The organism is Chryseobacterium sp. X308, from assembly GCF_020733145.1.
GTDB lineage: Bacteria > Bacteroidota > Bacteroidia > Flavobacteriales > Weeksellaceae > Chryseobacterium > Chryseobacterium cupriresistens.
The window spans coordinates 58,878-75,220 of the sequence record NZ_JAJFZH010000002.1; the positions used below are offsets into that span (position 1 = coordinate 58,878).

Annotated in this window: 9 protein-coding genes; 4 read left to right on the plus strand and 5 right to left on the minus strand. The window is 38.6% G+C overall.

The genetic code is table 11. The features are described 5' to 3' along the window. Positions 1 to 41: 41 nt before the first annotated feature. From bglX to LIV57_RS03360, 4 genes are read right to left on the minus strand one after another with little or no spacing between them, the layout of a single operon-like run. The gene (gene bglX, locus LIV57_RS03345) at positions 42 to 2,264 is read right to left on the minus strand and encodes a beta-glucosidase BglX (RefSeq protein WP_227941413.1); all 2,223 of its coding nucleotides are present in this window, start codon (positions 2,262 to 2,264) and stop codon (positions 42 to 44) included. 9 nt (positions 2,265 to 2,273) lie between these two features. Next, a complete protein-coding gene (locus LIV57_RS03350; protein ID WP_227941414.1) occupies positions 2,274 to 3,698 on the minus strand; it encodes a glycoside hydrolase family 30 protein in 1,425 nt (474 codons plus the stop codon). 3 nt (positions 3,699 to 3,701) lie between these two features. Then, positions 3,702 to 5,261 (minus strand): RagB/SusD family nutrient uptake outer membrane protein, encoded by a 1,560-nt coding sequence (locus tag LIV57_RS03355; RefSeq protein ID WP_227941415.1) that lies wholly within the window; start codon positions 5,259 to 5,261, stop codon positions 3,702 to 3,704. Positions 5,262 to 5,272: 11 nt separating this feature from the next. After that, on the minus strand, positions 5,273 to 8,194 hold the full coding sequence (locus LIV57_RS03360) for a SusC/RagA family TonB-linked outer membrane protein (protein WP_227941416.1): 2,922 nt from the start codon (positions 8,192 to 8,194) through the stop codon (positions 5,273 to 5,275). A 176-nt stretch (positions 8,195 to 8,370) separates the two neighbouring features. Here LIV57_RS03360 and LIV57_RS03365 point away from each other — a divergent pair, with 176 nt between their 5' ends. From LIV57_RS03365 to LIV57_RS03380, 4 genes are all read left to right on the plus strand, one after another. Beyond that, a complete protein-coding gene (locus LIV57_RS03365) occupies positions 8,371 to 9,555 on the plus strand; it encodes an MFS transporter (RefSeq protein ID WP_227941417.1) in 1,185 nt (394 codons plus the stop codon). A gap of 16 nt (positions 9,556 to 9,571) precedes the next feature. Beyond that, positions 9,572 to 10,360 carry an NUDIX hydrolase gene (locus LIV57_RS03370; protein ID WP_110008647.1) on the plus strand — a complete coding sequence of 263 codons (789 nt, stop codon included), beginning with the start codon at positions 9,572 to 9,574 and terminating at the stop codon, positions 10,358 to 10,360. Positions 10,361 to 10,488: 128 nt separating this feature from the next. Further along, entirely contained in the window at positions 10,489 to 11,667 is a 1,179-nt protein-coding gene (locus tag LIV57_RS03375) for an acyl-CoA dehydrogenase family protein (RefSeq protein WP_227941418.1), read from the plus strand. Between the two features lie 162 nt (positions 11,668 to 11,829). Then, positions 11,830 to 13,785, plus strand: coding sequence for a T9SS type A sorting domain-containing protein (locus tag LIV57_RS03380; RefSeq protein ID WP_227941419.1), 1,956 nt, complete (start codon positions 11,830 to 11,832; stop codon positions 13,783 to 13,785). A gap of 106 nt (positions 13,786 to 13,891) precedes the next feature. Here the strand turns inward: LIV57_RS03380 and LIV57_RS03385 are convergent, their stop codons facing one another. Beyond that, positions 13,892 to 16,255: a patatin-like phospholipase family protein gene (locus tag LIV57_RS03385; RefSeq protein ID WP_227941420.1), complete on the minus strand. Its 2,364-nt coding sequence runs from the start codon at positions 16,253 to 16,255 to the stop codon at positions 13,892 to 13,894. Positions 16,256 to 16,343 lie beyond the last annotated feature (88 nt).

Here is a 16,343-nt window from a genome sequence, read left to right on the forward strand (position 1 = left end):
TGACTTTTGATTAAGCGGGCTAAAGCCCACTCCTGTTGAATTTATTTGGTCCAGGTGATTCTTTTGGTCTGAACATGTTGAGAATCCGTCCCGACCATAATGTCAAATTCCCCGCCTTCCCAATCAAAATTCAAGTTATCATCAAAGAATTTCAGATCTTCGGGAGTCAGTTTAAAATCGATCTTTTTGCTTTCTCCTTTTTTGATGAATACTTTCTGGAAGCCTTTCAATTCTTTTACCGGTCTGACTACTTTTCCGAAAAGATCCCTGATATAAAGCTGTACCACTTCTTCTCCGTCATATTTTCCTGTGTTGGAAACCGTAACGCTGATATTCAGAGTCTGATTTCCTGTCAGGTTTGTGGAATTTAAAACCATATCAGAATATTTGAAATCCGTATAGCTTAAACCATATCCAAATGGGTATTTGGGATCATTATCAAGATCTATATACGCTGAAACATAGTTTCTGTCTGTATTATTTTTTGCAGGTCTTCCTGTATTGTAATGATTGTAGTACACAGGAATCTGCCCTTCTGTTCTTGGGAAAGTCATTGGAAGCTTTCCACCGGGATTCACTGTCCCGAACAAAACATCTGCAATAGAGTTTCCTGCTTCTGTTCCCAGCCACCATGTATACATAATGGCAGGAATATTGTCTGATGCCCAGTTGAAAATCAGAGGCCTTCCGGCATTGATCATCAGAATGATGGGCTTACCTGTTTTGGCAATTTCTTTCAATAAATCTTCCTGAACACCTGTAAAACCAATATTACTTCTGCTTTTTGCTTCTCCACTCATCGCATGGCCTTCTCCCAGCGTCATGATGACAACATCTGCTTTTTTCGCTGTTTCTACTGCTTCGGCAAACTGGCTTTTATCCTGATCGTCAACATTGCAGCCTTTTGCATATAATAAAGTAGCGTTTTTATCCAGCTGGTTTTTAATTCCGTCAAATTGAGAAACGATTCTTTGATTATCATCTTTGAAAGCAACAGACCAGAAACCGTGATTCGCTACCGTTTCTTTCCCGAAAGGGCCAATCAGCGCAACTGTTTTTACACTTTTCGAAAGCGGAAGAATATTTCCCTGGTTTTTAAGAAGAACAATACTTTTAGATCCGAATTCTCTTCCGAATTTTCTGTTTTCCTGATTATCGGTCTGTTCTTTTTGTCTTTTTTCATTGCTGAATCTGTAAGGATCATCGAAAAGTCCCATTTCGAATTTCTTGGTTAAAATTCTACCCGCTGCATCATCTACCAGTTTTGCATCTACTTTTCCTTCTTTCACCAGTTTTGGAAGCTCTGCCATATACACACGGCTTTCCATATCCATATCACTTCCACCCTGTATTGCTCTTTCAGCAGCCTCAGCACCATCTTTAGCATAACCATGAGGAACCATTTCTCCGATGCTTCCCCAGTCTGACACCACAAAACCTTTATAATTCCATTTTCCTTTTAAGAGGTTTCTCTGTATATATTGGTTGGCCGTTGCGGGAATTCCGTTAATATCATTGAAGGAGTTCATAAAAGTGGCTACTCCTGCCTCCGCAGCGGCTTTGAAAGGAGGAAGATAAGTTTCATTCAATTGTCTGAGACTCATATCTACAGAATTGTAATCTCTTCCGCCTACAGCGGCTCCGTAGGCTGCAAAGTGTTTGGCACAGGCCATCACTGCATCAAGACTTCCCAGACCTCTACCCTGAAATCCTTTAATCCTTGCCAGTCCTATTTTTGTTCCCAGGTAGGTGTCTTCTCCTGAACCTTCCATTACTCTTCCCCATCTCGGATCTCTGGCAATATCCACCATCGGAGCAAACGTCCAGTGAATACCGTAAGCGGCAGCTTCTGTAGCAGCAATTCTTTCTGACTTTTCAATCATGGCCAGATCCCAACTTGCCGCCTGTCCGAGATTGACAGGGAATGTGGTACGATAACCATGAATAACGTCCTGCCCGAACAGTAAAGGAATTTTCAGCCTTGACTGCATCGCCAGTTTCTGAAAAGCTCTGGTTTCCTCTGATCCTGCAACATTCAGCATAGAACCTACTTTTCCCTTCCTGATTTCTTCCAAAACAGCCGCGGAATTGGATTGCTGGGGTCCTGTAGCATATTCAAAACCACTATATTGCACCATTTGCCCTACCTTTTCTTCCAGGGTCATTTTAGACAGCAGCTCTGCTACTTTCTGATCAATGGTCTTCTGTCCGTAAGCATTCAATCCCAATGCAGAAAATGCCAGTAAGAAATAAACTCTTTTCATAGTATCAAATTAAAAAATATAGGTTGCTGTAGAACGTCCCGAAATTGTTACAGCAGCGGTTTTCCCGGCAAATTTAATATTAAAATTTTCATCTGCCTGATTATCGTTCTGCACAATTAAAACTATTTTCCCAAATTGAGTCTTAAAGGCAGCCGTTGAAAGCTTATCAGTCTGAGTGGAAGCGATACGCTGAGATCCTGCCGGAATAAATTTTGAAGCGTGTGCAATGATATAATAGGACACATTTCTGGTGAAATTCTCACTGTCGGAAACCGTTATGGCTCCTTTACACTCCGTACATCCACCATCTGTATGAGGGGCAAATTTTGGATCGTTGGCAAGATTCCATTCCAAAGCTGTTTTGCTCCAGTTTCTCATAGAGCCTATGATTACATTTTTCGTATGCCAGTTCAGGTCTTCGGTAAAAGTGCCTTTTGAACCTGTCCATTGTTCAGTAAAGTATAAATTCTTACCCGGAAAAGCATTATGTACCGTACTTAATGCAGAAATATCGCCTTCGTACAGATGAAAAGCAGATCCGTCTATATATTTGCCGGCTTCAGAATCTTTTAAAATATCAAGAGCATATTCAGGTTTGTTGCAATTGTGATCATACACAACAATTTTAGTAGTGATTCCGTTGGCTTTAAAAACCGGACCAAGATGGTTCTTAATAAAATCTCCCTGCTGCTCAGACGGCATATACAAACTTGGATTATTTCCGGGATGTAGAGGTTCATTCTGAGGAGTTACAGCATCAATGGTGATCCCTTCTTTTTTCATTCCCTGGATGTATTTTACAAAATATTGAGCATACGTTCCATAGAATTCAGGTTTTAAACTTCCTCCTTTTGATTTACCGTTGTCTTTCATCCAAACCGGAGGAGACCACGGGGCAGCAATGATTTTAATGGAAGGATTAATTGCTAAAATTTCCTTCAACATCCCAATCAAAGCCTTGTCTTTTGCCAGATTGAATTTTGAAAGAGAAGGATCAGTCTGTCCTTCAGGCAGATCATCGTACGAGAATACTTCTCCATCAAGATCGGAAGCGCCAATACTCAGTCTTAAATAGCTGATGGATATTGAATTTTTATCATTTCCAAAAAGTTCGTTAAGCAGTGCTTTTCTTTTGGAAGGCGACAACCGGTTGATTACCTCAACACTTCCTCCTGTTAATGTATAGCCAAAGCCATCAATATATTGAAACTTTTGAGTATCATCAATTTCAATATTCTGAAAGCTGTTGGTAATATTTGCAAATTTAACGGAAGTCTGCTGTTGTAATTTTACACTTTCATCCCCTTTTGTAAGCCAGTACTGCACTTCATTTTCTTTATTGGAAGCCACTGAGGTACAAGATAAAGAAAAAAGGGCCACACCACTAAGCAGTGCGGCACCTCTAAAGAAACTATATAAGTTGTGAAACTTCATATTTTAGTAACCAGGATTTTGTTTTAAAGCTGTATTCGGCAATTCATTGAAAGGAATGGGAAGAATTTCATTTTTATTGGCTTTAAATCCTTTGAATGCAAGTACTGATGGAGCATCTCCCCATCTTACAAGGTCAAACCATCTGTGCCCTTCTCCGGCAAGCTCTCTTCTTCTTTCATCTTTAATAGCCTGTAAAGAAACCGGAACCGATGCTAAACCGACCCTTGCTCTTACTGCATCTAATAATGCCTGTGCTCTTGCTCCGGTTGCACCTAATGCTTCAGCCTCCATTAAATAAGTATCCGCCAATCTGATGGCAATATAATTTTGTCTGAAATTAAGCTCAGGAGGCCCTGGAAGTGATGTTTTTAAAGCGTTTGTAGGTAAATACTTGTTGAGAAAGTATCCGGTATCTGCAAAAGCAGGCGCATAAGTAACCTTACCCTCTGTCACCAGTTTTTTTGCATTGAAAACGGTAACGTCCAGTCTTGGATCTCCCTGCATAAAAGTGACAAAGTTCTCTGTTACGGTATTAAATGCCCAACCGGAATAGATATCCGGAGCATTGTTATTCGGGATATCTTTTAATGAATAAGAGCGGGGACCTACCATCACATTGATAGAGTTTCCTTCGTCTTTTCCCTGTCCCCAGAATCCCCAGTCAGAGCTTCCTTTATTGGTATGCATTACTTCAAGAATTGATTCTGATGGGAATTTGTATTTGTTTGGATCCTGGTCAGTTTCCAATGCAACTTTAAATAAATCTGCATAATTTGCCACAAGTTTGTAGCCATACTGACTGGTTCCTCCAGGCGTACCATTTACTTCAGCAAATTGAGCGGCTGCCTGAGGCATTTTTTTATCATAAAGATAAATTTTACCTAAAATAGCTCTGGCCGTTCCCTGCGTGATTCTCCCCTTATCACTGATAATCGGCGTCATCATAAGGTCTGGAATAGCAGCAACAATATCGCTTTCTATCTGTGCATAAACATCACTTGGCTTGGCCTGTGGAACGTTCCAATAATTATCATCGAACTTTATGGTATTAAGAATCAAAGGAATATTTCCAAACATTCTTAGTAATTCAAAATAATATAAAGAACGAAGGACTTTAGCTTCTGCAATATATCTTTTTTTAAGATCCTCATTCATATTTGCCCCCGGAACTCTTTCTATTAAAAGATTAGCACGGGCAACTCCCTGATAGTAATCTCTCCAATAGCTGGCTGGCATTGTATTGGCGTTGATCATATAGTTATTCATTCCCTGAATACCCGCTCCGTCATTGGAATTTCCCCCACCGGAATAAAAATCATCAGATCCTGCATTAAAGAATGTTACGGTATTTTCAAATCCAGCCGAATACTTTCTTAAAGGATCATATACGGAGATCAATGCACTGAAAGACTGCTGCTCATTCTGAAAATATAAATCTGTATTAAAAGATCCTGAATTCTTTACATCATCCAGATAGGAATCACTACAACCGATATTGGTAAAACTCAGACCTGTCAGAAACGCTACGGCAAGTCCTTTATATATTAAATTCTTATTTTTCATTTTGTTGGTCATTAAAATTGAATATTAGCTCCTATAAGGAATGTTCTGGCTTGTGGATAGTAAGCTCTGTCTACACCGATAATATCCTGCTCAGAATTATTTCTTCCCGCAATTTCAGGGTCATATCCTGTATATTTTGTAAAAGTAACCAGGTTCTCTCCTGTGATATACAGTCTTACCTTGCTCATTCCAAAACGTTGGGTAACATCCTGAGGAATAGTATATCCTAGCTGAACAATTTTCAGACGCACATAATCTCCTTTCTGAAGGTAATAGTTAGACATCCATGAATAGTTGTGGTTAGAATCAGTGCGGGTAAGTCTCGGATTATCATTGGTAGATCCCTCACCTGTCCATCTGTCTAAGATTCTTGTCTGGTAGTTGGCATCAGGCAAATCCAATCTTCTTAACCCCTGGAAAATCTTGTTACCAGCCTGTCCTTGCGCAAACATCATCAGATCAAAATTCTTATAGCTCATATTCACGGTAAGTCCGAAAGTATATTTTGGGATAGAGCTTCCTAAGTTTACTTTATCATTGTCATCAATTTTACCATCTCCATTATTATCCTGCCAGATAAAGTCCCCAGGTTTTGCATCGGGTAATAATTTTACACCATTGGCATTTACATAATTGTCAATTTGTGCCTGATTCTGGAAAACCCCACTATATGTTTGTCCGTAAAATGATCCGTAGGGCTGCCCTACTGCTACTCTGGATACCGCTCCCATGGTCTGGAAAGAAGCCAGGTTGAAGTATTCAATATCATCCTCTAGTCTAAGAACTTTATTTTTTATGGTTGCGAAGTTACCATTAACCGAAATGCTGAAATCTTCCCAATTTTTCTTGTAGCCTAATTCAAGTTCAACACCTGAGTTTTCCATATCTCCTACATTTGCCCAAGGTGAAACAGGAACTCCTACATAACCTGGGATATTGATTTGTCTGAGAATATCAGTAGTCTTCTTTTTGTACCAATCTGCTGTTAAGGTAAAGTTGTTGAATAATTTCAGATCTGCAGCAATATTCAGCTGGCTGGTCTGTTCCCACTTCAAATTAGGGTTTTCCAAAGTACTTTTCGCATAACCAATGATAATATTATTACTGGAGTTGGTATAATTACTACCGGAAACCATGAAACTTGCAAATCTGAAGTTATCCATTTCGTCATTCCCTAACACTCCGTAACCTCCTCTTAATTTTAAATTATTAACAACTTTGTTCTCCGGCCAGAAGTTTTCTTTATGAACGTTCCATCCCAGTGACATAGATGGGAAAGTTCCCCAGTGCTGGTTGGTAGCAAATTTTGAAGAACCATCTCTACGGATTGTTCCTGTAAATAAGTATTTATCTGCATAATCATAAATGATTCTACCAAAATAAGATGCTTTACGGGTCTCGATTCCGTCCCATCCTTTTGCTGTGATATTTTCCCTGGGAATATCAAAATTGAAGGAAGCATCCTGCCAGTTATCAATAGGAAGGTTACTGTAAGTCAAACTGGCACCGCCCGCAATGTTGTATCGGTAAACACCCTGCCCAACCATGATATTGATGTTGTGATCACCAAACTTGTTCTGATAGGTCAATGTATTTTCCATGCTCCATTCGAACTTATTTTCGTCCACTTTATTCAGACTGTTAAAACCGGTATTATTAAAATTTGGACTTAAATAATATTTCGGTGTAAAAGAGCGGCTTCCCCAATAAGATTTCTTACCATTTAAACTTGTTTTAAATGTAAAGTGATCAAGAAACTTAAGCTCTGCAAAAACATTCCCCACAAAATCATCAGACCAGTTATAATTGCCTTGCTGTATGTGACGGAAAGCCTGTGGATTGGTCATTTCATTATTTACATATGGGGAAATTCCGTAAGGATGTCCCTCAGAATCACGTATGATATAAGGATTGGTATAACCGCTTGGGTCAACCATTGACCAATCTGTCACCACAACCGGAGTCGTAGGATCCAGGTTTACTGCTGATGCCAATGGTCCGCCAAATTCTTCGTTTGCACTTACTCCCTGAGATTTCACGTGTGTGTACGCAAAGGTTTGCCCTATGGTCAGATAATCTGTCACTTTATGGGTTGAATTGAATCTTGCATTGATTCTTTTGTAATAAGAAATATCACTCATTACAATACCAGTCTGATCAAAATATCCAAACGAGGTATAGTAGGTGGATTTTTCATTACCACCTGTAATGCTTACTTCGTGAGAAGATTTTTCACCGGTTCCGAAAATAGCATCCTGCCAGTTGGTACCTTTCCCAAATGATTCAGGATTAGAAAATCTGGGTGCCTTTCCGTCATTAACAAAACCTTCATTAATAACTTTAGCATATTGTGTAGCATCTAGGAGATCCAGTTTTTTGGATGCATTTGAGAAACCATAAAACCCGTTATAAGAAAGACTAAGTTTTCCTCTCTTCCCTTTTTTGGTTGTCACCAGGATTACTCCTTTTGCTGCAGAGACTCCATAGATTGCAGATGATGCTCCGTCCTTTAGCACTTCTATACTTTCTATATCCGATTGGTTAAGCCATCCGATATTGTCTACCACAATACCATCTACTACCCACAAAGGGCTGTTGCTTCCAGCTCCAAAACTGGTAATCCCTCTTACACGTACAGTAGCAGCAGCACCAGGCTGTCCGGAATTGGTAACCACAGAAACACCGGCAGCTCTACCCTGTAATACCTGTTCAGGCTTACCTGCCGGTATGTTTTCAATGTCGCTGGCTTTAATACTCGCAATAGCTCCCGTTACATTACTCTTTTTCTGAGTACCGTAACCGATGACTACCACTTCGTCTATTTTGTTTTCTTTCGCAATTGTGTCCTTCGCCTTGGTGGTCTGGGCACTGAAGTTGGCCGTAAAATAGAGGACGGCAACCACTCCTACGCTTCTTGATATTCTTACATTCATATACAGTTATTGTTTAATTCTCAAATTGAGACAATAAAAATATATTTTTTTTCAATTAATTAACATTCTATTCATAAAAATTTTAATTTTTCTTTTATTTTTCAGGGTTAGAAGCCCTATCTTCGCATCAATATTTCATAAAATATCATAAAAAATTAATAAATTCATCTCCCAAAATGATCACCAAGCCATCCAAAATTTCTCTTCCCTTAAAACTTACCTTTCTCATTTTTTCAATGGTTTTAAACTGTATGGGATTGGTGATTTTGCAGCTGTCTGAAGAGAAAATTACCTACGGAGAACTGGGGCTTTTAGAATCTTTTAAAGATCTGCCCATTGCTTTTATCTCGCTTTTTGCAGTGAGCTTCATCAACAAAACCGGTCCAAAGAAAGCATTGATTCTGGCCCTGGCTATTGTAGGAGTCTGCTCCTGTCTTCTTCCTTTTGTAAAGGTCTTCTGGTTTTATAAATTGTGGTTTGCGATTATAGGAGCCTGTTTCGCTATTGGTAAAATCTGTGTTTTTGGAATTATCAGGAATAATATTTCGGATGAAAAATCCCTGGCAAAGACCATGAATAATGTAGAAGCCTCTTTTATGATCGGAATTTTCGTGGTTAATACCGGTTTTGGGTGGATAATTTCCAGCCAGTACTCGGAATTCTGGAAGTTTGGTTTCCTGATGATTGCTTTATTATCAGCATTTACCATTTTTCTGCTCTCGAAGATAGAAGTAGCAGATTCCAGGCCTATGGAAAACAAAAGCATTCTCTCAGAACTTTCCGGGTTTACCACACCTGCAGTAGCTTTATTTTTAGGAGTGATCTTTTTTATCGTCTTTGTAGAGCAGGGATTCAATTCATGGCTTCCTTCTTTTTACAAAAACCATTTGAAGGTCAATTCTTTTTTTGCGCTTCAGGCCACTTCTTTTCTATCCGTCTTTTCTTATGCCGGACGAACGGTTACTGCCAATATTATCAAAAGGTTTTCACTGCCCAGATATTATATTACATGTATGGTTCTTATCATCACCTTACTGATTATTATACTGGGGATACAGTATTTTGACTCGGAGGATTCCGGCTATTTACTTTTTTTATTTCCGGTTATTGGTTTGTTTCTTTCCCCCCTCTACCCTGTGATCAACTCAAAAATGATTGCACAGGTGGATAAAGACAAGATTAATCTTTTCACCTCGCTTATTGTTATTTTTTCTTCTCTGGGCAGCTCTGTAAGCTCTATCATTATGGCTGTTTTATTTGAAAAACAGCTGTTGAATTATTATCCATTATACATCTTATCTTCTGTAATTCTGCTTTTTGTGATTAGTTTTATATATTTTACTGTCACAAATAGAAAATAGTTTTATTTTTACTGCCATGAAAATTAAAGACACAAAAAGTAAAGAAACGCTACAGGAACTCATTGACACGAAAGATTTCGTAGCGCATATTTCCGTTGACTGCACCATATTCGGCTTTCATAATAATATTCTGAAAGTTTTGCTTTTAAAATATCACGATCTGGATCTATGGTCACTTCCGGGTGGTTTTGTTTTCAATGATGAAGACCTGAGAGAAGCTGCTGAAAGGGTTTTGTTTGAAAGAACCCATCTTAAAGGATTATTTTTGAAACAGTTTCACACCTTTGGAAGAATAGACCGTACGGAGAACAATGTACATCAGATCCTTCTTAAAAATAAAGGAATAACCGTTCCTGAAGATCACTGGATATTCCAGCGTTTTGTTACCGTAGGTTACTGCAGCCTCATTGATTTTTCGCTGGCTGATACTTTCCCTGATGCTTTCAATGAAAGCTGTGAATGGTTTGAAGTCAACAACCTGCCTAAAATGGCATTCGACCACGACAGAATTATAGAGACAGGCCTTGAATACCTGAGAATGAATATCAATACAGAGGTTGCAGCAAGTAACCTGCTTCCTGAAAAATTTACCATGAAAGATCTTCAGGCTCTGTATGAAACTATTTTAGGACAAAAATTCAGAAGAAATAATTTTCAGCGAAAAATTTTAAGTTTAAATATTCTGGACAGAATGGAAAAACTGTATGACGGCTCAGCTAATAAAGCCCCTTATCTTTATAAATTTAAAACTAAAGTTCATAATTCTACCAATCAGTATCCCATCTCTAATGATGAGGAGTCATAAAAATATAAATTTAACTCAAATCATCAACAAAGTAGCAGTAGCCCTCTGAAAATCAATAGTAAAACAAGTTTTTAAAAAAATTTTCAGAACATCACGAAAAATGTTACTTTTAACCAAATCAAAAAATCATGTCATATTATCCTCTTACAAGCATCCCTGATTATTATGGAATTGATGCTTTACTTACTGAAGAACATAAACTAATCCGCCAATCTGTGAGAGACTGGGTTGAAAGTTTTGTAATGCCGCAGATAGATCAGGCCGCTCAAAATCATACAGATCTTCCTAATCTTATGAGAGAATTGGGGAAAATCGGAGCATTGGGGCCTTATATCCCGGTTGAGTATGGCGGTTCAGGATTAGATCAGATTTCTTATGGTCTGATTATGCAGGAGCTGGAAAGAGGAGATTCTGCGGTACGTTCTGCTGCTTCGGTACAAAGTTCATTGGTGATGTTCCCTATTAACGAATTCGGTTCTGAGGAGCAGAAAAAGAAATATCTTCCTAAGCTTGCTGCCGGAGAAATGATCGGATCTTTTGGATTGACTGAACCTAACCACGGTTCTGATCCTGGTTCTATGGAAACTTATTTTAAAGATATGGGAGATCATTATCTTTTAAATGGGGCAAAAATGTGGATCACCAACTCTCCTTTATGCGACATCGCTGTAGTATGGGCAAAAAATGAGGAAGGAAAAGTACAGGGATTGATTGTTGAAAGAGGTATGGAAGGTTTCACCACTCCTGAAACTCACAATAAATGGAGCTTAAGAGCTTCCAAAACCGGAGAACTGGTATTTAACAACGTAAAAGTTCCGAAAGAAAACCTGCTTCCGGGAGTAACAGGACTGAAAGGACCTTTATCTTGTCTGAATTCTGCAAGATATGGAATTTCCTGGGGAGTAATAGGTGCTGCTATTGACTGTTACTGTACTGCCGTTCAGTATTCCAAAGAAAGAAAACAGTTTGGAAAACCAATCGGTTCTTACCAGCTTCAGCAGAAAAAATTAGCTGAATTCTTAACAGAGATTACAAAAGCTCAGTTACTGTGTCTTCAGCTAGGAAACCTTAAAAATGCCCATAAGGCAACTCCGGCCCAGATTTCAATGGCTAAACGTAACAACGTGAAAATGGCGATTGACATTGCAAGAGAATCAAGACAAATCCTAGGAGGTATGGGAATTATGGGTGAATTCCCGATGATGAGACATGCCGCAAACCTGGAATCTGTAATTACTTATGAAGGAACACATGACGTTCATTTACTGATTACCGGATTGGACATCACAGGAATTAACGCTTTCTAAAAAATATACCAATTATAAATGATAAAGAGTCTGGCCAATGGTCGGACTCTTTTGTTTACTCACTTTGCAGGGATTTTATATTCAATGAATAATTATTGATCTTCTAAAGTTTTTATTGTTTTATTAAATTTATTACTTTAATACCACACAAAAACAAACAATATGAAAAAAATCACAACTTTTTTACTAAGTCTTACAGCTCCATTTTACTTTGCACAGCAGGCGGGTGATGTTGTAAGTGCCGAACAGAAACTGGATTTAACACCACAGGGAGTCATCAATTTTATAGCCAATAATCTTGGTGATCAGAATGCTCCTGAGTTTGCCAACTACCTAAACAGTTTCAATATCGGGCTGAAAGGATACAAAATCACTTATTACACCAAAAATGAGAACAATGTTCTTGTAAAAGCTACCGGATTACTCATGTATCCTAATGTACCTTTTAAACTCTCAACAGTGGTATCTGACCATGGAACTACAGACAACAGGCACAATGTTCCGTCTAATTTCAAAGGGGCTTTAACCGCTGGATTTGTGGTCGAATTATCCTATGTACTCAACGGGTATATTCTGATGGCCCCTGATTACGTAGGGATGGGAACCGGGGACGGAACTCACCCATATGTAGATTATGCCACAGAAGCCGGAGCTACCATAGATTTCATTACCGCTGCCAATAAAGTACTGGCACAACTGAACATCAAACGTTATGATGAATATTTCCTGGCCGGATATTCTCAGGGCGCACATGCTGCAATGTCTACCTTAAAAAGATTAAGCATTTCAAATCCTGATAATATCAAATTCAAATATGCTTACATGGGCGACGGCCCTTATGATTTTTCAGGAGTAACTTTAAATAAAGGAGTCCTTGAAAAAGATATTTATCCTTTCACCTCATTCCTGGCGAATGTCCTTCATACCTGCAACAATACGGGATATAAAACCTATAATAATGACATTTCAGAAGTTATTTCTGCAGAATATCTGGACAAATACAACTATCATGTCGTTCAGGATAACGGCGGACTTTTGTGGGGGCCTGTTATATGGAGAAAGCTCTTTACCACCAGTTTCGTCAATGATGTTACCAACAATCCCAATAACAAGCTAAGGCTATGCATGAAACCTAAGGATGTATACGACTGGTATAATAAAACGCCTATGACATTGGGACATTCTACCATAGATTTAGCTATCCCGCCTGAAAATACTTCTAAAACCATCGATGTTCAGCGTGGCTATTATCCATGGTGGGATCTGAACAAGTATAAACTGGATTCCTTTTATTGGGGTCCATTAGGACATGTAGGGGGAATTCTGCCCTTCACTTTAGCTTCCAATGCGAAATTCAATACCCTGAGAAGCGGCGGCCTTCTTAATGAATGGGCGATTGCAGGTTCAATTTTCGGTAAGCAACCGGAGAAAACTTCTGAAAAACCTTCCCTTCTTTCTTCACAGATAAAACCGGACCTGGGCAGTATGCAGCTGGTTGAAATTACAGATTTCAATAAAGAAAAAGCACAGAGCAGAACAGCCGGTAACCAAAATTTATCTGATTTAAAAGACGGTGTTTATTTATTGAAAGTATCGGAAAACAATGAAGATAAAATCATTCCATACGTCAAAAACACGCCTAAGGAAGTTACCGAAAATGAAATTATACAATCTGCCAATGCATCAATATTGCAATTGAAAGTAGATCAGGATGAACTTACTGCTGTGAATATTTTTGATGAAAATAAAACGCTGATCAAAAGTATTTCCTCAAAACAATATCGGGAGGCCGGAGGAATCAATATTCAGAATCTTGAAAACAAAAACTATACGTTTGAAGTTGTTACTCCATACTATAACCTTCAGTTCAGTAAATCGGCTGGCGGCATATTATCATCAGAAAACAGTACTGATATTTACACCCAGAGACAACAGATTGTGGCTAAATCCGTGAATGATATTAAGAACATCAGCATCTACAGTATATCTGGCTCTCTGATCGTTCAACAGGACGTTAATAAACCTGTGTTTGAGTCAAGAAACCTGGAACCGGGAATATATCTGGTGCAGATCACTCTTTCTAATGGAAAAATTATCAATAAAAAAGTAAAACTATAAATCAATCACTCCTCTATATCTTTATTTCAAGTTAATTTTTGGCACTTCAGCAATGAAGTGCCTTTTTGCGTCGATAATTTAAAAGCATTATAAATGGAGCATATCCTTAAAACTTAAATCCGACACTAAAATATATTCTTGAAAAATCAAGCTGGCTGTTTCTGGAAATATTCAAACCAATAGGCCCTATAAGCGATTCATAGCCAAGATTTACTCCGTAGCCGAACATATCAAAACTGTCATTGAAAGGAGAAAACTCTTCACTTACCTTTCCATAACTGAATGATGGGGTAAGATAGAGCTTTTTCATAATTCTGTACTGAAATGAGATGGCCGCCTTAGCAACTGAAGTCATCGGAAGCTCTTTCTGACGAAGTCCATTGAATTCCGGGCTTAGCAGGTCGTAATTATACTCACTGCCTCCAAGATTATACTTTTGGTTCAGGAACAGATACGGAACCTGATCTTCTTTCTTGGCACCAAAGCTCGTACCGAGAAACACATTTGCTTTTACGGTCAGTCTTCTTGTAATCGGGTAGAAAAAGTTCTCATTCAGTGTAAATGAAACGAGATTTTTAGGCTCATAATAGTAAGAGTCTTTCGGATTAAGAATCTGATAAAGAAGAGGCTGTACCACGTTCAGGTCATAAAGCTCATACTGATCTCCATAGTAAAATCTTGTGCTCACCTGAAGATGATTCCCCTTGGTTGTAAAATACCTTTTATTAAGATTATTCTGTTCAAATTTCAGAAAAGTATTGAAATTACTGTGGTTATACAGCTTTTTGCTGTAATTATCTACTTTTGACTGATCTACTTTATCCAGTAAACTGTACATTCTTTCCGTACTGAATTCCGTTCCAAGAGACAGGTAAGAATTGGGATTGATATTATAATTCAGTGCAATTTTTCCGGTTATGTTACGGTACATATGGTTCGGAAAACGGTCGCCGCCATCTTCACTTATATCATACAGCCTGAAGTTCAGGTCATTACTTTTAAGATGAACCATTTTAGCTTCCAGATCCAGCCATAAACGTTCACCACTGTCTAAGAACTGCTGGTAAGCAACTTTAGCTTTAAAACGTTCGGAAATATCTACTGTTGCCAGAAACCTGGATCTGTTCAGGAGAATGTTTCTGTACGTATAATTGACAATAATTCCTACGGACTGTTCCGTATCATAGTGCAACGCCAGTTTAAACGCTCCTTTTTTCGCTCTTTTCACAAAAACATTCATCACAAGACTGTCGTTTACATTTGTGTAGGTATAATACACCTTTACATACTGCCGCATTCCGAAGACCCTGTCTATGGCTTCATTAACGGTTTTTACATCGTAATACTTCCCTTCCTTAAGCCCCATCTGCTTTTTCAGCACTTCAATTTCTGCAGCATCTGTAATGGGTGTTCCGTCTTCTTCGTTAAAAGTAAATTTAGTGGTAGGCAGCTTCACTTCTTCAATCATCGTATGCTCATACGTAATTCCGGCTTTTCGCTGAGCTTCTGCCAGGGCTACAAACTCAGGAAGATGCTTTCTCGCCTCCATCTCTCCTATTTTTATGATCCTTCTGAATCTGGCAAAATCTTTCGTTGTAATTTCTCCCAGTGGATCTACAAAGTCGACCAGAATATTTGATAATTCTTTCTGATGTTTAAAATCTTCTACAGAGCGGATAGCATGAGTCTGATAGATCATCTTCATCGGATTTTCAATCTCTTTTTTAGTAAAAAGTCTGAATCCGGTATAGCCTCCGATCACAAAATCGGCGCCCATCTCACGAACTTCATTGGCCGGATAATTACGGTCCAGACCGCCATCAACCAAAAGCTTTCCATCAATATAAACAGGAGCAAAAGCGGCAGGAATAGCTAGCGTAGAGCGAATAGCCAACGGTAATGATCCTTCTTTCTGCATCACCAGACCGCCGTTTTCAATATCGGAAGATGTAAGCTGCACAGGAATCCTCAGTTTACTGAAATCGTTGATATGCTTTGCGTTGAAAGTAAGCGTATTAAGAACTTCTCCCATGTACTGCCCTTCAATATAAGAGCTTGGAAGAGTTGGAAACCCTTTGACTACCGGAAATTCAAGGATATATTTGTCGTATTCATCTTTTTCACTGATATTGACTTTGTTATAAGGAATTTTATTACTCAGAATTCTGTTCCAGTCCATTTTATAAATGGTATGCTTCATCTGGTCAGCATTATATCCCATTGCATATAAGCCTCCCAGAATCCCTCCCATACTGGTTCCTGTGATATAATCGACTTTGATTCCCAATGAATCGATCATTTTTAAAATCCCGATGTGTGCAAATCCCTTTGCCCCGCCGCCACTGAGTGCAAGACCAAACTTAGTATCTTTGGTTACATTTTGAAGCGCAATATTCAGGGAATCATTTTTTTGCTGAGATTTGATAATAAGAGAAAAAGCTATAGCTAAAAATATCAGGATCTTTTTCATTGATGGTGCTTAATGTATCTGATTTAAACTTTATAAGTTTTTAATAAGTAGTAAAGATACACAAAAAGTTACCTGCTTTATCACAACA

What these genes read in the sequence shown, in the direction of transcription:
- bglX (WP_227941413.1), bottom strand. Translation starts at nt 2,264, where the DNA reads ATGAAAAGAGTTTATTTCTTACTGGCATTTTCTGCATTGGGATTGAAT.
- LIV57_RS03350 (WP_227941414.1), bottom strand. Translation starts at nt 3,698, where the DNA reads ATGAAGTTTCACAACTTATATAGTTTCTTTAGAGGTGCCGCACTGCTT.
- LIV57_RS03355 (WP_227941415.1), bottom strand. Translation starts at nt 5,261, where the DNA reads ATGAAAAATAAGAATTTAATATATAAAGGACTTGCCGTAGCGTTTCTG.
- LIV57_RS03360 (WP_227941416.1), bottom strand. Translation starts at nt 8,194, where the DNA reads ATGAATGTAAGAATATCAAGAAGCGTAGGAGTGGTTGCCGTCCTCTAT.
- LIV57_RS03365 (WP_227941417.1), top strand. Translation starts at nt 8,371, where the DNA reads ATGATCACCAAGCCATCCAAAATTTCTCTTCCCTTAAAACTTACCTTT.
- LIV57_RS03370 (WP_110008647.1), top strand. Translation starts at nt 9,572, where the DNA reads ATGAAAATTAAAGACACAAAAAGTAAAGAAACGCTACAGGAACTCATT.
- LIV57_RS03375 (WP_227941418.1), top strand. Translation starts at nt 10,489, where the DNA reads ATGTCATATTATCCTCTTACAAGCATCCCTGATTATTATGGAATTGAT.
- LIV57_RS03380 (WP_227941419.1), top strand. Translation starts at nt 11,830, where the DNA reads ATGAAAAAAATCACAACTTTTTTACTAAGTCTTACAGCTCCATTTTAC.
- LIV57_RS03385 (WP_227941420.1), bottom strand. Translation starts at nt 16,255, where the DNA reads ATGAAAAAGATCCTGATATTTTTAGCTATAGCTTTTTCTCTTATTATC.